This window comes from Rhizobium rosettiformans (assembly GCF_016806065.1).
GTDB lineage: Bacteria > Pseudomonadota > Alphaproteobacteria > Rhizobiales > Rhizobiaceae > Allorhizobium.
Genome location: NZ_CP032405.1, coordinates 1,330,001 through 1,349,832 on the forward strand (window position 1 = coordinate 1,330,001; position 19,832 = coordinate 1,349,832).

Below are 19,832 nucleotides of genomic sequence, written 5' to 3' on the forward strand. Positions count from 1 at the left end.
CCCAGTAAACGGCGGCCGTAACTATAACGGTCCTAAGGTAGCGAAATTCCTTGTCGGGTAAGTTCCGACCTGCACGAATGGCGTAACGACTTCCCCGCTGTCTCCAACATAGACTCAGTGAAATTGAATTCCCCGTGAAGATGCGGGGTTCCTGCGGTCAGACGGAAAGACCCCGTGCACCTTTACTATAGCTTTACACTGGCATTCGTGTCGGCATGTGTAGGATAGGTGGTAGGCTTTGAAGCTTGGACGCCAGTTTGAGTGGAGCCATCCTTGAAATACCACCCTTATCGTCATGGATGTCTAACCGCGGTCCGTCATCCGGATCCGGGACAGTGTATGGTGGGTAGTTTGACTGGGGCGGTCGCCTCCGAAAGAGTAACGGAGGCGCGCGATGGTGGGCTCAGACCGGTCGGAAATCGGTCGTCGAGTGCAATGGCATAAGCCCGCCTGACTGCGAGACTGACAAGTCGAGCAGAGACGAAAGTCGGTCATAGTGATCCGGTGGTCCCGTGTGGAAGGGCCATCGCTCAACGGATAAAAGGTACGCCGGGGATAACAGGCTGATGACCCCCAAGAGTCCATATCGACGGGGTTGTTTGGCACCTCGATGTCGGCTCATCGCATCCTGGGGCTGGAGCAGGTCCCAAGGGTTTGGCTGTTCGCCAATTAAAGCGGTACGTGAGCTGGGTTCAGAACGTCGTGAGACAGTTCGGTCCCTATCTGCCGTGGGTGTAGGAATATTGACAGGATCTGTCCCTAGTACGAGAGGACCGGGATGGACATATCTCTGGTGGACCTGTTGTCGTGCCAACGGCATAGCAGGGTAGCTATATATGGAAGGGATAACCGCTGAAGGCATCTAAGCGGGAAACCCACCTGAAAACGAGTATTCCCTATCAGAGCCGTGGAAGACGACCACGTTGATAGGACGGGTGTGGAAGTGCAGTAATGCATGAAGCTTACCGTTACTAATAGCTCGATTGGCTTGATCGTTCTCATTGCTTATGTTCATCAGTGCTGCTCAGCAGCACCGATGATGCTTCTCTTTTGTCCTGACGCGCTTAAGCGCTCCGGACAGGCCGCGCCAAACCGGTATTTTGCCTTCGGCAAAAACCTGGGCGCGACGGCCTATCGGCCTGTATGGGAGCTTCCCTGCAGACGAAGGCAGAGAAAACTGACGTGTTCAAAATAAAACAGGCGAATGCCTGCCAGCTTCTCAACAACATTGCCCTTAGCCGACCTGGTGGTCATGGCGGGGTGGCTGCACCCGTTCCCATTCCGAACACGGCCGTGAAACGCCCCAGCGCCAATGGTACTTCGTCTCAAGACGCGGGAGAGTAGGTCGCTGCCAGGTCTGCTAAAGGCAATGTTGTCAGCTAAAAACGCTGAAAAACAATCTTCTCGACACAGCATCGGCCCAAGCCGAAATCTTAGGGCCGCAGAAAGCGGCCCTTTCTGCTTGATAAATAATCTCAAGCGCAACAAAGTTGCGCTCTTGGCGCGGGGTGGAGCAGCCCGGTAGCTCGTCAGGCTCATAACCTGAAGGCCGCAGGTTCAAATCCTGCCCCCGCAACCACTGAGACTTGCAAATTCTCCCACTCCGGCAATTTGCGTGACAGTTCATCGATGTAAGCGTCGATGAGCTTGTTCTTTTTGTCCTCCGTATCGATCTCGCCGGATGCCAGACGCGTCATCAGATCATTCTGAGCGGCTGCGATGAACTGCTGCTGGAGGATATCGATCGCGTCCATGGATGCCATGATGTGGGCGATGTCGCCATGCACCTGCAGGCTTGCCGGCTGGTGGCCAGGCGTCTTGCCGATCACGACTGTCTGGATGAGGTCGCGCACGATCGGCATCAGCCGCTGCTTGACCGCTTCGTCGGCGTTGTTGCGCGCGAGGAAGATGAGTTTGCGGATCCCAATCTCGATGTTTGCCGGGTTAAACTGCGCCTTCAGCTTCTCGATCTTCCCCTGGAAATCTTCTGCCGGCTCCTCGACTGCCGCCAGATCTCGGGCGAGCTGTTCGCGCTTCAGTTCCAGGTCGTCGAGTTGGTCGTCGAGGATGGCGAGCCGCGGCCGGCCTTCGGCGTGCCGGTCCTGGATCTGCTGCATCAGGCTCGTTTGTGCCGCCTTGATCTTTGCGAGTTCAGCCTCCACTTGCGCCTTGCGGGAGGGGCCGTTCTTCAGTTTGGCCACCTCGTGGGCGATCATCTTCTTCGAAATCCGGTCGAAGATGTCGACCGAGTAGAAGGCGACCGGAAGGCAGTTGAGGACGCGCTCTTCCAGTTCATGGCGGGTGATCGTCTTGCTGTTGGTGCAGCATTCCCCGTCAAGCTCATCGATCGGCAGGCGCTTCTTGCGGTTGGTGCAGCTATAGCGGTCCTTTCCGCTGATCGCGTAGGGCCCGCCGCACTCGGCACATTGCAGCATCCGGCTGAGGAGATACTCCGGACGGTGCGTCGCGTTGAGACGGTTGGTCGAGTGCCGGTCATACTCTTCCCGGCTTTCGGCCTGACGTTGCTTTGCCCGTTCCCACAGCTCATCCGAAATAATGCGCAGCTCAGGCTTGTCCCCGAACTCCCATTCGTCCCGGTCGTTTGCACGAGAGGTTCGCCGTTCTGTCGTCGGATCCTTGCGGAACTTCTGCTTGTTCCAGACGACTTTCCCCACATAGAGGGAGTTGTTGAGGATGCCGGTACCGTCAGTGACGCTGCCCCGGATGGTGGTGTCGCGCCAGTATTTGGTCCGTGCACCCGGGATCCCCAGCTCGTTCAGCTTCTGTGCAATGGCGGCCGGCGAGACGCCATCGACGTAATCCTTGAAGATCCCCCGCACGATCTCGGCCTTGACCGGATCGATCTCCCTCAGCCCCTTGATGCGGTCACCGTTGGCATCGCGCTGCTGGGAGAGCTTATAGCCGTAGGAGAGGCATGTGGTTGCCTTTCCCTTGCGGACCGCCGTCTTCATACCCTCGCGGGTGCGCGTCCGGCCCTGCTCGACGAGTTCATGGCTCATGGTGGAGCGCATGTGCAGTTCCATATCTGTGACCGCCCGGCCGGCTTCGACGGTCCAGATGGCGCAGTCGTGGTAATTGAGATCCTTCAGGATCTTCGAGGTGTGCTCGACATCGCGCGACAGGCGGTCGACATTGACGCAGAGCACCACATCGATCTGTTCGCGCTTCACATGCGCGAGAAGCTGCTGGATACCGGGGCGTGAGGTGAACGAGGTTCCGCTGATTGCGGAGTCGGAGTAAACGCCGCACAGCGTCCAGCCCCTGTCGGCAACGAACTTCTTGCCGAGTTCCGTCTGGGTCTCGATCGAGACCTCGTTCTGACGGTCGGTCGAGTAGCGGGCGTAGAACAAAACTTTCTTGGTCATTGGGTGCTCATTCATAAACGGATTGCGCGTGAGAGACATGCTTAGCTTGGCCGGGACAGCTTGGGAGCCCCGGCCAGAGCCAGGTCGTCATGACCTGGCGCTTCGCGTGTGCTTACGGGTGGGGGACCGGCTTCGTCAGGTGGTGCGCGGCCGAGTAGACCTGGCGCTGGACAGCGGATACGAATTCCAGCAACAGCACACGGGCCGCTTCACGATCGATCTCGGCCAGGCGCTTGTTCATCGACAACAGGTCGCCAATGCGCATGCATCCGACGATGTGCGCAAGGGTCAGGGCCTCTACCGAGCGCTCACCGATACGGCGCTCGCAGATCTCGAACTGAACATACGTTCCTGGGCCGCCAAGCTCCTTGCGCCGTGGCGGCTTGGGCGATGCCGTGAAACCTTGATCGGTCACGGTCACCCAGATCGGCCTCCGGAATACGTGGTAACCGTCCCGCACAACGCCGGGTGTTTGTTCGATCAACTCGAGCAAACGGTCTACCGCAGGCTCGTGTTGCCGTTGGTATTCCTCGATCCGCCGGCCATCATCCTCGGAGTGGATGAAGGTGAACGTCCCGCTTGGTGATTGGGGTGCATGCAGCATAGTGGCTCCTTTCGTGCACAGATCTTCGCCGTCGTATTCGACGGTGATCTGCGCCGAGAGCCTTCTCGGGCATGCGGCCGGTGCAGACCCCGAACACGGGCGTGGTCTGGCACTCTGGGTCTCCTGACGGCGGCATAACGGCGCCGGTGACATGGCCGTAATCGAACATGGGCGCCTCCTTTCCGTTCCTTGGACTGGCCTGGGTTGAACACTGCTGCCAGCCAGAGAACACAGGAGCTGCGATCACGCAAGTACCTGTAATTGTTGGTTAGATGGCTGCAGCTTGAGCAAAATCCGGTCGATTCTCAAAATGGGACAGCGCCTTTGCCTGAGAAGTTTGAGCACTTTACCGGCAGCTTATACTTGTTAACCACTTGGCAACCGCTGACTTAGATGGAGCAGTGTTGCCTGCGCGCAACAATCCCACGGTCGCCGACATAGGCCGAGACCCTCTAGAAATCCGATTCAGAATCAAACGCCGTTTTGTGAAGTAACGGGGGGAATGTGTCAGATCTTGCAAACGCGGTTTGTGACAGGCGATGCGCGATAGCGCATCTGTCAGATACCGATCAGGGGCAGGCGAGAAACCTGATCAACCCTCAGGCTCGTCACCGTCTGCCTCGCCCAGGTGAACCTTCCGACGAAAAGGCCACTCGCCCGTGCGGTACTTGGCGGCAAGCTCATCGAACACGGCATCCGATGCTCGCTCATCGAAGCCTTGGCGAACCAGAAGGGCAACAACGCGATCCTGCAGCTCGTCGAGTTCCGCTTCCGCCCGACGGTCCGCCATCGCAGAAATGATCATGAAGAGGGCGGTGCGGGCAACATCGTCGCGGTTTGGCCGCCTTGCCTTCCGGTCGGCATCGCGCAGTCGCTGCTGGCGTTCCCGCTGTTCGCGATTGCGGATCTCCTCCGATTTGCGTGCCATGAAGTCCTCTCACTCTGACAGGTCGACTGCATGCCAGACCGGCATGAGCGCAGCAACCGCGCTCGCGGCTGAATCGAAAATCCCGGTTTATGAATCGGAAATCTTCAACTCTGAATCTGGAGGGTTCTGTGAGGTCCGGCCGCTGAGCGTGCGGCATTCACTGACCGGACCTCATTGAAGCCGGATTGAACGAAGGCGCGGGTTGTTTTGCGCTATGGGGATTTCGCCGCTGCGGTCGATGGCGTCTGGTGGGGTCGTGCCTCAAAGAACCGCGTTGATTGATGAGGCAGGAGAACCAAAGCGGCATACAGGATGTTTTGGGGTGCCCTGTCGGCGGGTTGAGATGGCTCTGACACCAGGCGCCGGTTCTTTTTATGTGCCACCGGCGTAATCGGCCAAAGCGTGGCTCCCGCGGCCGCTTGACATGCCGACGCTGATCGCTGGACTGATCGAATTCCGGGCATAGTCATGAACTGTCGTCCCATGCTGGTCGGCAGACAGGCTGGAGTGGGGTCCACGCGCCTATGATTGTCATGGCTCCACCGCAACAGGGGCATCGGTGTGCCACAGGTGTTGGCCCTGCCTCCGGTTCTTCGACCTGCTGTTCTGGCGGCGGGACGTTGAGCAGCCTTCGGCACAGGTCCAGCTTCACTTGCCGATGACCATTGGCAAGCAGACCGTAATGTCGAATGCGATGGAAGCCGTCCGGCACGGTGTGCAGCAGGAAACGACGGATGAACTCGTGCGCATCGAGTGTCATCAGCTTCTGGACGCCGCCGGTTCGGTAATCCTTCCATCGAAAGGTGACGCGGTCACCGTCCATGCTGACGAGGCGGGAATTGGAGATGGCGATGCGATGGGTGTAGCGACCTAGATAGGCCAGCACCTGTCCGGGTCCTGCAAATGGTGGTTTTGCATAGACGACCCATTCGATACGGCGGGCCGCTTTAAGGGTTCGATTGAAGGCAGCCGGATCAGCCAGGCCGGCAATGTCGCCGAAGAACTGAAGCTGGCCGAGCTCGAAGGCCTGCTTCAAGTGTTCGAGAAACAGCCGCCGGAACAGGCGGGACAAAACGCGCACGGGCATGAAGAAGTTTGGCCTGAAAGCAACCCATCTGGATCGCTCGACAGACAATCCGCCGCCCGGCACGATGCAATGGACATGCGGGTGATACTGCAGGTTCTGGCCCCAGGAGTGCAGCACCGCGATGAAGCCAATCTCGGCACCGAGATGTCTAGGATCGGCCGCAAGCCTGCGCAGCGTCTCGGCGACGGCGCGAAACAGGATGGCATAGACCGCCTCCTTGTTCTGGAAGGCGATTGCCGCAATCGCTTGCGGCACGGTGAACACGACGTGGAAGTAGCCGATCGGTAGCAGGTCTGCCTGCCGCGCTGCAAGCCAGTCGCGGCTTGCCTGTCCCTGGCATTTTGGGCAATGCCGGTTGCGGCACGAATTGTAGGCGATGCGGAGCGTGTCACAATCCTGGCACTGCTGGACATGGCCGCCGAGGCGCGCGGTCCGGCACATCTCGATGGCGCTCATGACCCGACGTTCGACACGCCCGAGATGAGCGTCGTGTGTTAGACGATATCGTTCCCCGTGGCGGCGAAAGATGTCCGCCACCTCCAGTCCCGCCACCATGGCGAGACGTCCTCAGCCCGGCGGCACCACCTCCAGCGTCAGGCGGTCGAGGGGGCTGGTCGTGCTGCGGATCAGCCGATTGGAAACCTTCGTGTAGCGGGCCGTGGTGGACAGATTGTTGTGGCCGAGGAGAACCTGGATGATCCGAATATCGGTTCCGCTTTCCAGAAGATGGGTGGCAAAGCTGTGACGAAGTGTATGCACCGTCACCCGTTTGTCGATGCCAGCGGCAGTCCGCGCCGAACGGCAGGCCGAGTGCAAGACTTGGACACTGATCGGCATAGTCTCGTCCCTGCCCGGAAACAGCCAGAACTGCGGTCGTGCTAGTTTCCAATAAGCGCGAAGGATGCCCAGTAACTGTGCCGAGAGCATCACGGTTCGGTCCTTGCCGCCCTTGCCATGCTCGACGCTGATGACACCTCGTTCACTGTCGATGTTGCCGACTTTAAGACTGACAGTCTCTGAGGCGCGCAGCCCTGCCGCATAAGCCGTCGTCAGTGCTGCTCTTGTCTTCAGGCTTGGTATCGCTTCGAGAAAGCGCACGATCTCGTCGCCATTCAATATCGTCGGCAGCTTGGATGGCGTACGGGGATAGGCGATGCGCTCCGGTATATCATCATGCCCAAGGGTGACGCCAAAGAAGAACCGCAGCGCACAGACCGTCTGGTTCAAGGCCGGCCATGACAGGCCCGTCGACACCAGATGCACCTGAAAGGCGCGCACGTCTTCCAGTCCAAGTCGGTCTGGCGATCGCCCGAAATAGCGCGAGAACTTCGTCACCGCATGCAAATAGGATCGCTGCGTCGCCGGCGACAGGTTGCGGATTGTCATGTCCTCGATCATCCGCCGGCGTAGAGGGCTCATCTTACTCATGATAATCTCCCGTTCAAAGGTTGGCCAAAACAGCCAATCCTTCAAACCAGAGACACGCCATGCAAATCAGACGCCCCAACTGCCGCGAAAGCGGCTTCGTTCAATCAGGAATGCGCAACTTGAGACAGGTTGCAGGTAAATTGCGGCAGGTCGAGATGACTTCAACGGCGCAAACGGCGTTTGCACAAACGTGCTTCCACAGTTCTGAATCGGATATCCAGAGTTCGGAATCGTTGATTCGCAATTTGTCTCGATGTGAGATGGCGGCAGGATGATTTGCGTGCACATTGAGTCAGCTTGCGCGCTGATGCGCCACCGGCGCGATCAAGCCTACGCTTCAGGCCCAAGAAGCTGCTGCATCATCGTGCGCACCCTGATGAGGTCTGGCAGAGAGCTCTCACCAAGGTCAGAGAGCTCTCCGAGACCATCAAGAAGGTGGTTCCACGGAGACGCTTGGGGCGGCCATGCTGGAAAGATGTGAGTAGGGCTCGCGACGACTGGATGCGGCAGAAGGATCAGGTTGCCGATCATCGTCTCCAGGTGCTCGCGGCCGATGTGCAATTGGCTCTGGATGGCCTCGGACTCTTCGTGATTGAAGCCTACCTCTTCGAGGCAGTTGATCAACTGAATGATGCGGCTGACCATCTCCCGGAAGATGCGGAAACCGCTGCGTGTCTTCATCACGGCAAGTTCCTCCATGCTCGTCATATCGAAACGGAGCAGGGCATGATGCGGCGCTTGATAGGCGCGTAGTTCATCGGAGGGGTCCATCAGGATCTGCAGGTCGGCCAAAGAAATCCCTGGGTAGGTTTGGAGCGCCTGCACGCCGCGGTCAACGTCCTGCTCCTCACCCACTGCGAGAGCGCCGACCATGTCGGCAGATACGCCCATGCGCTCAAGGCTCGTGCGGTGGGGACCAAGCACTGAACCGGCGTACAAAGCCCGCTCTATAACGGCCCCCTCGATACCGGTTCGTTCTGCGATGGACGACAGCACCTCTGATGTTGGTATCTCGTCAAAAACCTCCGAAAGCGTAACCCCGATGTCGATGAGCGCCAGCGGAGCGGTTTGGTCGATCGTCTCGATGGTTCTGAGCGCGGACTCCAAGGCCTCAGCCCGGTCGGCGGCAACACGGCTTTTTTTACTCATCGGAACTCCTGATCCCCAAGCGGAACGAATGCGTCAATCATCACGGGTATCGGCGAGAGTTTAAGCGCTGATGAATGCTGGGAGCGACCGGAGGCCAATGCTGTTGGTGTCCACAGTTCGATCACTTCGACACGTCTGGCTGAACTGGTCAGCGAGGCAAGGCACGCTGCGATGCCCGCGTCAGTGCAAACGGCGTTTGCCGAAACGCCATTCCAGCGTTCTGAATCGGATGTCCAGAGGTCGAATCGCTGATGCGCAATTTGTCTTGACGTGCGTGCAGGTTGAGCAGACGCGCGATGACTTGTGAGGGTGGACATGAGCCGTCCCAGCCGTCGCCGCGACCCTCGGCGGCTTTACCTTTGGCGATCGTAAAAATACTTCGAATCGCCTCTGCGTCAAAAAAAAGTGCACTCTGCGTGCCCACGAGAGTTAGGCGGAGCGCACAATTTGAATGTCTCCTAACCGAACTGTATCCGGATCTATTGATATCGATGATATTAATTATAGACATTTAAACATCATTTGTCACATCGGTAGATTAGAGTGGTTAACAAGCCTTTATAATTTTGGTGTCTATACTGATTTTGTGGGTGAAAATGAGCAGAGTTGCTTTGCCTAGCGTTTGAGTGATTTAGGGAACAATTTGCAATTTTCGTAAATCCGGGCGGTAATAGCTTTATCCGATGCCTTCGTGTGTCGGATGATTGTAACGCGTAACTGGAGTACCAGATGAACACCAAGACCAAGACCAAGCCCAAGGCCCCCACCACCCCCGCCCACACATATGAAAAGCTGAAGATCGATCCAGCGCTTCAGGGCCTTCTCGAGAACAAGGCCGAGCGCATCTTCGAGCTCGGACGCCGCTCGACGGAGCAGACCTTCCTGATCGGCGACATCCTCAATGAAGCCGCTGATGTGCTGGAGGGCCCAACGTTCGCGAAATGGGTGAGCAGCCGTTGCGGGATCGCTGCGCGCACGGCGACCGGCTTCATTGCCGTCTCGCGGAACCTTGAGGCGTTCCGCGACGAGATGATCGATCTTAACGTCAGTTCGACCGTCCTGTTCACGATTGCCCATGCGGAGCCGGACAAAATCCGCGATGTTCTGAAGCATGCCGAGGAGCACGGTCAGGTCCGGGTCTCGGATGCCAAGGCCATCCTGTCTGATGGCCAGGAGAAACCCCGCGTCAATCCTTATGACATCGGCGGCGTGAGCGGACTTCAGGCGCTGATCGCCCTTAAATCCCGCGAGGGACAGAAGATCTTCCTTGCTCGGCTTCAGGCAATCGTCGGGGTCATGGATGCGGCTTTGAAGGGCAAGCGGCTCTATAAGGAAAAACTGCAGGAAGTGCTTATGCTGTCGGCAGGCACCGCTCGAAGCGAACTTCGCAATCTGGCGCAGTTCGTCGGTTCGTCTGAGGCGAGGAGCGAGCACCAGAACCTTGTGATGTTCCCGAATGGAAGCCAGTGGGCGCGGGTCGAGGCCGTGCTAACGCGACTGTCCGACAAGGATCGTTGGCCGAAAATGGTAGACCTGCGCAAGTGGCTCGAGGGCGAAGCCGTGCCGGTCCTGTCCTGGGCGATCTCGAAGGATCGGAAAGCGAAGCTGACCGGCCCAGAATTGAAGGACGCTGTCGAAGGTAACGATGACCTTGAAAGCCGTCAGATGCTCGAAGCGGTTCCGTCGCTCGACACGTCTGAACTGACCGAGGTCGGGGACGAGTTTGAGGACGAGGCCGAGGTTGAAGACGAAAACCTCGACGAGGTGACCTCGCCAGTGATGGCGGTGTGACCGGCGTCGAGATCGGGAAGGCGGCAACATTGCCGTCCCCCAAAACCTTCACTGGGGCCGCTTGTCGGCCCTTTTTTTGTTTGGGTGCCTGACCAGTTAAAACCGAACAACGCCACCGGCGTTCAGGGTCGTGAGCCCGCCGTTAACCTTGTACCGGCTTCGTTCTCATTTTGTAAGTTAGGGTCCTTGAGCCCGATCTCGGGTCCTGCCAGAGTAAGCGCGTTCCGATCACCGGAACAAGCGGCCCAAGCCGATGCGCCAACATCGACAAGGGCCTGACCGTCAACCTTGGTTAGAAGGAATCGGGCTATGAGCACGAATACCGCTTCTGTTCCCTGTGGGGAAGTTCTCCGTTCGACTACCAACCTTGTGGGCAACGCCGCTACTGGCTTTGGCCATTCAGGCTCCCGCCCGCGTCCGTTCGGCTTTGGCCGCAACGCACTTTCTGCACCGGCGTGCGTCCCCGCCGTGTTGCGCCGCCATCCGCACCTCGTCCGCGTCGCAGACGTCGAAGCCGATCTCGATGTCCTCATCGATCGCGCCATTACCGCGATCACGGATGGCGAACCGGCCGAAGACGAGATCTTGGGGCACTACGTTCACATCGCCTCGCTGGTGCGTGCGGTGTCGTTCCGGGAGGGCAAGCTGCTTGAGTATGCGTTCGAAAGGGTGGCCCGGGCGAATCCGAACGTTCTGGTGCTGACGCAGTCGCTTAAACTGCCGCTCGTGAAAGCAGCCCTCGAAGCCGTCTCAGGCAATGACTGGTCGAGCCTCGACGGTATCAAGCTCGATTGCGAGTCACCGGCAAAGGGCAGTTACACGCCCGACTTGATCGTCGTGAATCGCGCCCGACATACGGCCTATATCCTAGACCTCAAGCGCTCGCTCGCGTCTTACGGCGACACCAGCCGACTCGAGGAACTCAAGACCAAGATGATGGCTTCGGCGATGGTCTTGCCCGACTGGCTGTACAAGACGCAAAAGCGATTGATGGTCGATACAGTGGAGGTGGCTATCGTCGATGGAGCCAGCCGTCCGAGTGATCACGCCACCGGCATCTGGGCGCTCTCCGAAATCGATGACCTGCTGGAGATCGACGGGGCCGCGGCCTGCATGGCCGAGCTACGCCGCCGCTTCGGTGCCCGAGTGCAGCAGCTTCTCGAGGTCGAAGCGCGCAAGGCGATCGGGGTGGATGAGCGGTTCGTCACGAGCGCGGGCGATGCCGTGGCGCCGCTGATTGCGTCGAAGCCACCTCGGATCAACCTCAACGGTCCGAGCCGAACATTTGAGGAAGAGATGGCTGCCCGATCGTTCGACGAGGATTTGGATCGCGCCCCCTGGGAGGAAGAGCGCTTCGAGCGTCTGGATTCAATAGATGACGACGAGCCGCGCCCGGTCTTCTTCCGCATCGGCTATGCCAGACGCCCTGGGACGCACTGACCCAAACCGCTCGATGATCTGAACGCTGTAGCCAGACGCTTGCCGTCGGGCTGCAGGCGTTGGCCGCAATGGCTTTACGCCCGCGGCTTTCCTCACCATTCCCCATTCCACGTTTGCGCTGGGCCCCGCTACGGTCCGGCAAGGAGTTCCCATGTCTTCTGACATCCGTTCGGAGGGGCTGCCGCACATGCGTTGCGAAGCGCTCACCTCGAACATGCGACCGACGACTCTCGACTGCCACCGCTCCCACGACGTCTTGCTTCGCACTCCCGGCGCACCTGCTCATCGAGAGACTGCCGACGATCCTGCTGTAGTGATCGGACTCGCTCTCGGGCACGTGCGAACGCAAGAAGGGCTGACCGGCACTGTACCGCCTCGCGTGATGGCCCACCTGCTGGTCCATATCGAGCACGGTGATCCAGCCTGCGAAGTGGTCATGGACTGGCTCGTCAAGCGCAGCCGCAACGCAGCCGTGCAGCGCGAGCGTCGCAAGATTCGCGAGCGTCCCCGGCCGGAACCGGGCAGTCTCAGGAAACGCGCGTTGCGGGCGCGAGACCTTAGCCGATCCGGTTTGGCAATTATTGCCGAAACTGCGGAGGTTAACATCGATGAGTAAGGTCGCCCGTCTGTTTGTTCACCGGCTCGAACAGCTTGCCCGGCGCGAGGCGAGGCGCAATGCGCTTCGCAACGGGTTGCTCGACGTGAAAGCTGTCGAGATCGGAGGTCACATGATCCGGCGCTACACGCCCGTGTTCGACACCTCGTCCCTCATCGGCGATCGCGAGAAGGACTTGGCATGGGTACGGCGCCACTTCGGCGACTATCTGCAGCCAATGGCGGTATCGTTCGAAGGCGCATCTGTACCCGCAGGTCTGCGGTCGGCATCTCGGCGGAAGTCCGGTTCCAAAACTGAGCGGCTGTCTGACGCTGATCATGCAAACCGCGCTTATGCCCTCAGCCTCATTGGCCAGGGAGGCAAAAGTCCGCTCGTCAGCAACATCATCGCGGCGATCGTTCTTGCGAGGACGATCGAGAGAGCCCGTGTGACCTTGGCTGCCGTGACACGCGCGGCGGCGATGCCGGCTCCGGTGATCGCACTTCATGCGCCGATCATTGGCTTCGAGCAGGCTATCCGACGGCTGATCGAAGTCCCGGGCTTTGTACCCGGTGGCGATCTTAAGGGGCTTGATGGTGAGTATGTCTATGACGACATGACCATCGCCGGCGACGAAGGCCCGGGCAGGACCTACGTTCTGCTGCTTGGGCACCTCTTGCGTCGCGTGGCAGGCGGCAATCTGCAGCGTCGGCTTCTCAATGCGCTGCGGCGTGACTATCCCGTCGTTGCAATTTGTGAAGACACAAAAGGTGTTCCGGCGGAGATTGCCATCGCAGCCGATATCAATCTGATCGGCGGGAGATTGGACTATCCATTCCTGGTCCTAATGCTCGAAGCCATCTACGGCTCAAACGGAAGGTCAGCGCTCGATCGGTGGACCAATGCTTATGATGTTCACTACCTCACCATCGATGACGTCGTGCTCGCGTTCAGACCGGGTCGCAGTCCGGCCGAAGTCGTTGCGATCCTTGCGTCGCTCACCGAGCGCAACCGCATTGCGGCGCGCGATGGCGACAGTGACGACGATGAGAGCGACGGCTCCTCAAATGGCTCCAAGGCGTCGAAACAAAAGCCGGGCAAGGCAAGCCATGACACGCCTGCTTCGGGGCAAGACAGCAGCAGTGGCGGGTGGAAACGCGACAAGCCGTCCGGGGCGGAAGTCATCCAGCCGGAGCCTTGGAGCGAAGACGGCAGCCCACCGAGCCTCGCGGTCGAGACGCTCCCTGGATACGGCAAGGCGAAGACCTGGGCGCTTGATCTCAAGGCCGACCTTGATGACTACCGAGCCTCGATCCTTCCATGGTCTGACATGAGCACCAAACTGCTCCTCTCGGGACCGCCCGGGACCGGCAAGACGACATTCGCGCGGGCGCTCTGCAATAGTCTTCAGGTGCCGCTGGTGGTCAGTTCGGTGTCGACCTGGCTCCAGGGTGCGCATCTGAGCGACGTGCTCAATCGTATGACCCGGACTTTTGCCGAGGCGCGTGCCGCGGCACCCGCGATCCTCTTCATCGACGAGATCGACGGTATCGGAAAGCGGCAGCCGGCGGAACGCGAGTACGCGGACTACTGGAATAGCGTCGTCAACAAAGCGCTTGAACTGCTGGATGGTGCGGTCAAGGGCGAAGGCCTCATCGTCGTCGGCGCCACTAACAGACCGGAGCAGATCGACGAGGCCTTAAAACGTTCCGGGCGCTTGGAAACCCAAATCGGGATCCCGAGGCCTGACACGGCGACGCTGGCCGAAATCTTCCGGCATCATCTCGGTGAGGATCTGAAGCTGCTGGTCGCCGCGGGGCAGGAAACAAACAAGGAGCGGCCCGCGATCGCCGAGCTGCCCTCGGACACCGGCGCCAGTCTGAGTCAACAAGCAGCGCCGAATGGAGGAAGCCAATGACACATCAAGCCATGACCAATACCGGATCGACCGAGAGCGATGTTCAATCGGTTCTGAAGCGTCTGGGAACCCGCGCGATGGGCCTTACGGGTGCCGATGTCGAGCGCATTGTACGCGAGGCCCGCCAGGTCGCACGCCGGCAGAAGCGGTCGATCCGATATCAGGATCTGGAAGACGGCATCCGGATGAACCGCCCAGAGCTTCCGCACGATCTACGCTGGCGCTTTGCTGTTCATGAGGCGGGGCATGCCATCGTGCATCATGCCCTCAAGCTCGGTCCGATCCAAGGGATCACTATCGACATGCCCGAAGGCGGGTACAATCTCCTGTCGTTCCATAGGTCGGGCAGCGACACGCTCGGCTATCGCGAGGACCTGCTGGCGATGTTGATGGCCGGGCGGGCGGCCGAGCAGATTGTCTTCTGTTCGGTCTCAGTTGGTTCGGCCGGATCAGACGACAGTGACCTCGCGCGTGCGACCGGGCTTGCCCTGGCCCTTGAGCGCAGCCTCGGTTTTGGGGCGGTGCAGCCGCTCCTTTACCGCGACGACAAGGATCCGACCGTGGTGCTCGATGCGCAGCCGGATTTAGCCGCTCGTGTCCATGCTCGGCTTGAGAAGGCACTCGGGCGGGCGGCCGAGATCCTCAATGACAATAGGGCGCGGCTTGATCGGTTGACGGCGGTGCTGTTCGAGCAGCAGGTGCTTGATGGGGATGGGGTGAGCGAAATTCTCAATCATAGGTAAGGGCAACTGGTAGGCGCAAAGGTAACTGTGCGCCTTCAATTTTGGCCATCGTGGGCGAGCTCCGTCGATGGATTGCCGTATGCACGCTGGGTTCAAATTGTTTAATTGGATACCTATTGAATGTATCTCATTGTAGGTTCGTGACGCTGTAGTACAAATCTCATTTATCACTCCTGATACCCTCGAATATTCAGGGGTTTTTATTTAAAATACGATAAGGGTTACTTATCGGAGGTCAGCGACCCCGGGCTCTTTTATGAGAAGTACGGAACCTTAAGCTGCATATAGCTTTCGCTTAACGAATCATTTACCATAAATTCAATGACTTACGATTTTGCAAAATTGCCCATCCAGAGCCTGCTGAGGTAAGCGGGGCTAATCCGGTGGCAATGCCGAGAAAACCTGCAATTTCGGGGGCTTGTGCGCACTGCCAGGATCGGCTGCTGAGAGGGCAGGGTGGTCGTCAGAGACGCGCCGCAACCAGGGAGGCGAGCGGGGCAATAGGATGATCTTTGTCGCTGATCCCCAGCCGATCGCCGAGGTAGTGCCAGAACGACAGGCCGAGCTTCTGGCAGGTCTTCGAAAGGCCCAGCATGCTGTCGCGCGCCTGGCGGCCGTTGCGACTGACGGTGCCCCCGGAAATCTTTCGCTTGATGACAAAGCCCCGCAGATCGCGCTCCGACGCATTGGTGTGAAGCGGGATCTCCGGCCGCTCAAGAACCATGAGCAGCTCCGGCTTGCGACGCCTCAGCCGAAACAGCAGTTTGTCGAGATCGCTGTAGCCGGTGCGGATCGAGAAAATCCGGTCGAAGCGAGCCCGCAGGCCCTTGGCCATAGCTGGGTCAGGCCTTCGTCGATAGGCTTTCAGAGCCTTGTAGAAGTGCCAGATGAGCTCGCGCAGGGTCTCGACGTGCTTCACCTGGCCGGGCGTGGCCGGCATCAGCTTTTGCAGCAGCCGTTCCGCATGCACCCAACACAGCGCGTGTGTACCAACCCGAAACTGCCCGGCATCGTCGGAGACGATCACCGCGTTTCCAACCAGGCCATGATGGCGGATGGCGCCCCATATGCCGGCCTCAGCGAATGGCCGAAGCGTCTCCGTGTCGAAGATGTCGATGCCATGTTCGGCGAGATGCTGGAGGAAGGGCACCCGGTTGGCAAACCGCAGCGGTTCATGGGTGTTCAACCGGGCAGCAAGGGCAGGGTCGACCTGCCGGTCTTCCAGCAGCGCGAAAGCGGCGTCGTTGAGAACATAGTCCTGATAGTTGCCGCGCAGCAGGGCGAGGAAGTTCAGCCTCGACTTCGAAGACGCCGTGCGAAAGGCTGTGAAATGCTCGCCGCCAATATGCGTCGTATGGAAATTGCGGTTGGCGTGACGGGCACCGGTGTCGTCGACGGTCACGTAGGGCGCAGACACAAGGCCGGCATGCAGCACGGCGGCATCCTCGGCATGAAAGCCATCCAGCCTTTCTGTCAGGAACCGCACCACTTGGCGTTTGGAGATCTCGACACCGACGTCGTTGAGCAACGTCGTCATTCGCTGCGTCGTGACCTGCCCATGCGCATGCAGCATCAGACAAAACCGCCGCAGATTGGGCCCAAAGCCACCTCGTATCCCCGCAGGCAGCTGTGCTGTGATGGTGTCTCCGTCCGGCGTCACCCAGCACTCCCGCCGGTAACGAACCACCTCGACCTTGAGCACCAGATCCCGGACAAAGCAGTCCTTGTAGCCCTTGAAGCGCGATCCGGGCGGTACACTGACAGCCAGCACCTCTTCACGCGTCACCCGCTTCGTGTCGTTCTTCGGCCCTCGCGGCCGGGGTGCGGGATCCTTGGCCGAGACCGCCTTGTCGCCCGTTGCTTTTTCCATGCCCGACGGTCTGAAGGGCGGGCGGGGTGGCAGGTTTTTCAGGCGTGCAATCTCGTCACGCAGAAGCTGGTTGTCGATCTTCAGTCGGGTGTTCTCGAGCCTGAGCTGATCGTTCTCATCGCGAAGCCTTTGGTTTTCAGCTTCGAGCTTCTCAATCCGGGCGTCTGCCCGATCAACACGCTCCACCAGGCCAGTCACGAGCTCTCGCAGCGCCTTCAGCGACAGCGTGTCGGCATGCTCGACCATGGGCAGGCGGCGCTTCGTCATAACGGGAGTGAATCATGAATTACCGGAAACAGGAATCTGGAGGGTTCTGTGAGGTCCGGCCGCTGAGCGTGCGGCATTCACTGACCGGACCTCATTGAAGCCGGATTGAACGAAGGCGCGGGTTGTTTTGCGCTATGGGGATTTCGCCGCTGCGGTCGATGGCGTCTGGTGGGGTCGTGCCTCAAAGAACCGCGTTGATTGATGAGGCAGGAGAACCAAAGCGGCATACAGGATGTTTTGGGGTGCCCTGTCGGCGGGTTGAGATGGCTCTGACACCAGGCGCCGGTTCTTTTTATGTGCCACCGGCGTAATCGGCCAAAGCGTGGCTCCCGCGGCCGCTTGACATGCCGACGCTGATCGCTGGACTGATCGAATTCCGGGCATAGTCATGAACTGTCGTCCCATGCTGGTCGGCAGACAGGCTGGAGTGGGGTCCACGCGCCTATGATTGTCATGGCTCCACCGCAACAGGGGCATCGGTGTGCCACAGGTGTTGGCCCTGCCTCCGGTTCTTCGACCTGCTGTTCTGGCGGCGGGACGTTGAGCAGCCTTCGGCACAGGTCCAGCTTCACTTGCCGATGACCATTGGCAAGCAGACCGTAATGTCGAATGCGATGGAAGCCGTCCGGCACGGTGTGCAGCAGGAAACGACGGATGAACTCGTGCGCATCGAGTGTCATCAGCTTCTGGACGCCGCCGGTTCGGTAATCCTTCCATCGAAAGGTGACGCGGTCACCGTCCATGCTGACGAGGCGGGAATTGGAGATGGCGATGCGATGGGTGTAGCGACCTAGATAGGCCAGCACCTGTCCGGGTCCTGCAAATGGTGGTTTTGCATAGACGACCCATTCGATACGGCGGGCCGCTTTAAGGGTTCGATTGAAGGCAGCCGGATCAGCCAGGCCGGCAATGTCGCCGAAGAACTGAAGCTGGCCGAGCTCGAAGGCCTGCTTCAAGTGTTCGAGAAACAGCCGCCGGAACAGGCGGGACAAAACGCGCACGGGCATGAAGAAGTTTGGCCTGAAAGCAACCCATCTGGATCGCTCGACAGACAATCCGCCGCCCGGCACGATGCAATGGACATGCGGGTGATACTGCAGGTTCTGGCCCCAGGAGTGCAGCACCGCGATGAAGCCAATCTCGGCACCGAGATGTCTAGGATCGGCCGCAAGCCTGCGCAGCGTCTCGGCGACGGCGCGAAACAGGATGGCATAGACCGCCTCCTTGTTCTGGAAGGCGATTGCCGCAATCGCTTGCGGCACGGTGAACACGACGTGGAAGTAGCCGATCGGTAGCAGGTCTGCCTGCCGCGCTGCAAGCCAGTCGCGGCTTGCCTGTCCCTGGCATTTTGGGCAATGCCGGTTGCGGCACGAATTGTAGGCGATGCGGAGCGTGTCACAATCCTGGCACTGCTGGACATGGCCGCCGAGGCGCGCGGTCCGGCACATCTCGATGGCGCTCATGACCCGACGTTCGACACGCCCGAGATGAGCGTCGTGTGTTAGACGATATCGTTCCCCGTGGCGGCGAAAGATGTCCGCCACCTCCAGTCCCGCCACCATGGCGAGACGTCCTCAGCCCGGCGGCACCACCTCCAGCGTCAGGCGGTCGAGGGGGCTGGTCGTGCTGCGGATCAGCCGATTGGAAACCTTCGTGTAGCGGGCCGTGGTGGACAGATTGTTGTGGCCGAGGAGAACCTGGATGATCCGAATATCGGTTCCGCTTTCCAGAAGATGGGTGGCAAAGCTGTGACGAAGTGTATGCACCGTCACCCGTTTGTCGATGCCAGCGGCAGTCCGCGCCGAACGGCAGGCCGAGTGCAAGACTTGGACACTGATCGGCATAGTCTCGTCCCTGCCCGGAAACAGCCAGAACTGCGGTCGTGCTAGTTTCCAATAAGCGCGAAGGATGCCCAGTAACTGTGCCGAGAGCATCACGGTTCGGTCCTTGCCGCCCTTGCCATGCTCGACGCTGATGACACCTCGTTCACTGTCGATGTTGCCGACTTTAAGACTGACAGTCTCTGAGGCGCGCAGCCCTGCCGCATAAGCCGTCGTCAGTGCTGCTCTTGTCTTCAGGCTTGGTATCGCTTCGAGAAAGCGCACGATCTCGTCGCCATTCAATATCGTCGGCAGCTTGGATGGCGTACGGGGATAGGCGATGCGCTCCGGTATATCATCATGCCCAAGGGTGACGCCAAAGAAGAACCGCAGCGCACAGACCGTCTGGTTCAAGGCCGGCCATGACAGGCCCGTCGACACCAGATGCACCTGAAAGGCGCGCACGTCTTCCAGTCCAAGTCGGTCTGGCGATCGCCCGAAATAGCGCGAGAACTTCGTCACCGCATGCAAATAGGATCGCTGCGTCGCCGGCGACAGGTTGCGGATTGTCATGTCCTCGATCATCCGCCGGCGTAGAGGGCTCATCTTACTCATGATAATCTCCCGTTCAAAGGTTGGCCAAAACAGCCAATCCTTCAAACCAGAGACACGCCATGCAAATCAGACGCCCCAACTGCCGCGAAAGCGGCTTCGTTCAATCCCTCGTGCCACCGGATTTGCTCCAGGTACTGCTGCGGGTAAGCGGGGCTAATCCGGTGGCAATGCCGAGAAAACCTGCAATTTCG

14 protein-coding genes, 1 tRNA gene and 2 rRNA genes (1 of these 17 cut by a window edge) are annotated in these 19,832 nt (G+C 59.4%); 8 read left to right on the forward strand and 9 right to left on the reverse strand.

The annotated features are described in order from the left end of the window. The 3 genes from D4A92_RS06320 to D4A92_RS06330 all read left to right on the forward strand — a co-directional run. Positions 1-996 (forward strand): 23S ribosomal RNA (locus D4A92_RS06320) (it extends 1,804 nt beyond the left edge of the window). A gap of 246 nt (positions 997-1,242) precedes the next feature. Further along, a 5S ribosomal RNA gene (gene rrf / locus D4A92_RS06325) occupies positions 1,243-1,357 on the forward strand. A 145-nt stretch (positions 1,358-1,502) separates the two neighbouring features. Further along, a tRNA-Met gene (locus D4A92_RS06330) sits at positions 1,503-1,579 on the forward strand. Here the strand turns inward: D4A92_RS06330 and D4A92_RS06335 are convergent. The 6 genes from D4A92_RS06335 to D4A92_RS06360 all read right to left on the reverse strand — a co-directional run bounded on the left by D4A92_RS06335 (position 1,536) and on the right by D4A92_RS06360 (position 8,540). Then, the gene (locus D4A92_RS06335; protein ID WP_348649894.1) at positions 1,536-3,425 is read right to left on the reverse strand and encodes a recombinase family protein; all 1,890 of its coding nucleotides are present in this window, start codon (positions 3,423-3,425) and stop codon (positions 1,536-1,538) included. The genes D4A92_RS06330 and D4A92_RS06335 overlap by 44 nt on opposite strands. 73 nt (positions 3,426-3,498) lie before the next feature. Beyond that, the gene (locus D4A92_RS06340) at positions 3,499-3,990 is read right to left on the reverse strand and encodes a hypothetical protein (RefSeq protein ID WP_203018814.1); all 492 of its coding nucleotides are present in this window, start codon (positions 3,988-3,990) and stop codon (positions 3,499-3,501) included. A gap of 592 nt (positions 3,991-4,582) precedes the next feature. Beyond that, the gene (locus tag D4A92_RS06345; protein WP_203018816.1) at positions 4,583-4,918 is read right to left on the reverse strand and encodes a hypothetical protein; all 336 of its coding nucleotides are present in this window, start codon (positions 4,916-4,918) and stop codon (positions 4,583-4,585) included. A gap of 466 nt (positions 4,919-5,384) precedes the next feature. Next, positions 5,385-6,560, reverse strand: coding sequence for an IS91 family transposase (locus D4A92_RS06350; RefSeq protein ID WP_203018818.1), 1,176 nt, complete (start codon positions 6,558-6,560; stop codon positions 5,385-5,387). A 12-nt stretch (positions 6,561-6,572) separates the two neighbouring features. Next, on the reverse strand, positions 6,573-7,433 hold the full coding sequence (locus tag D4A92_RS06355; RefSeq protein ID WP_203018820.1) for a tyrosine-type recombinase/integrase: 861 nt from the start codon (positions 7,431-7,433) through the stop codon (positions 6,573-6,575). Between the two features lie 330 nt (positions 7,434-7,763). Beyond that, a complete protein-coding gene (locus D4A92_RS06360; RefSeq protein WP_203018822.1) occupies positions 7,764-8,540 on the reverse strand; it encodes a hypothetical protein in 777 nt (258 codons plus the stop codon). A gap of 771 nt (positions 8,541-9,311) precedes the next feature. Here D4A92_RS06360 and D4A92_RS06365 point away from each other — a divergent pair. From D4A92_RS06365 to D4A92_RS06385, 5 genes are all read left to right on the forward strand, one after another. Further along, positions 9,312-10,373: a hypothetical protein gene (locus tag D4A92_RS06365; protein WP_203018824.1), complete on the forward strand. Its 1,062-nt coding sequence runs from the start codon at positions 9,312-9,314 to the stop codon at positions 10,371-10,373. Between the two features lie 309 nt (positions 10,374-10,682). Continuing rightward, entirely contained in the window at positions 10,683-11,813 is a 1,131-nt protein-coding gene (locus D4A92_RS06370; protein WP_203018826.1) for a hypothetical protein, read from the forward strand. A gap of 151 nt (positions 11,814-11,964) precedes the next feature. Continuing rightward, entirely contained in the window at positions 11,965-12,429 is a 465-nt protein-coding gene (locus tag D4A92_RS06375) for a hypothetical protein (RefSeq protein WP_203018828.1), read from the forward strand. Then, positions 12,422-14,326 (forward strand): ATP-binding protein, encoded by a 1,905-nt coding sequence (locus tag D4A92_RS06380; protein ID WP_203018830.1) that lies wholly within the window; start codon positions 12,422-12,424, stop codon positions 14,324-14,326. The genes D4A92_RS06375 and D4A92_RS06380 overlap by 8 nt, the downstream gene beginning before the upstream one ends. After that, positions 14,323-15,069, forward strand: a complete 747-nt coding sequence (locus tag D4A92_RS06385) for an ATP-dependent Zn protease (RefSeq protein WP_203018832.1) — start codon at positions 14,323-14,325, stop codon at positions 15,067-15,069. Before D4A92_RS06380 ends, D4A92_RS06385 begins: the two co-directional genes overlap by 4 nt. 463 nt (positions 15,070-15,532) lie before the next feature. On the opposite strand, the gene D4A92_RS06390 is transcribed toward D4A92_RS06385, so the two are convergent. The 3 genes from D4A92_RS06390 to D4A92_RS06400 all read right to left on the reverse strand — a co-directional run bounded on the left by D4A92_RS06390 (position 15,533) and on the right by D4A92_RS06400 (position 19,641). Continuing rightward, complete coding sequence (locus D4A92_RS06390; protein ID WP_203018834.1) at positions 15,533-17,206, reverse strand: IS66 family transposase; 1,674 nt, start codon at positions 17,204-17,206, stop codon at positions 15,533-15,535. A gap of 386 nt (positions 17,207-17,592) precedes the next feature. Further along, entirely contained in the window at positions 17,593-18,768 is a 1,176-nt protein-coding gene (locus D4A92_RS06395; RefSeq protein WP_203018818.1) for an IS91 family transposase, read from the reverse strand. 12 nt (positions 18,769-18,780) lie between these two features. Beyond that, the gene (locus D4A92_RS06400) at positions 18,781-19,641 is read right to left on the reverse strand and encodes a tyrosine-type recombinase/integrase (RefSeq protein ID WP_203018820.1); all 861 of its coding nucleotides are present in this window, start codon (positions 19,639-19,641) and stop codon (positions 18,781-18,783) included. Positions 19,642-19,832: the final 191 nt, after the last annotated feature.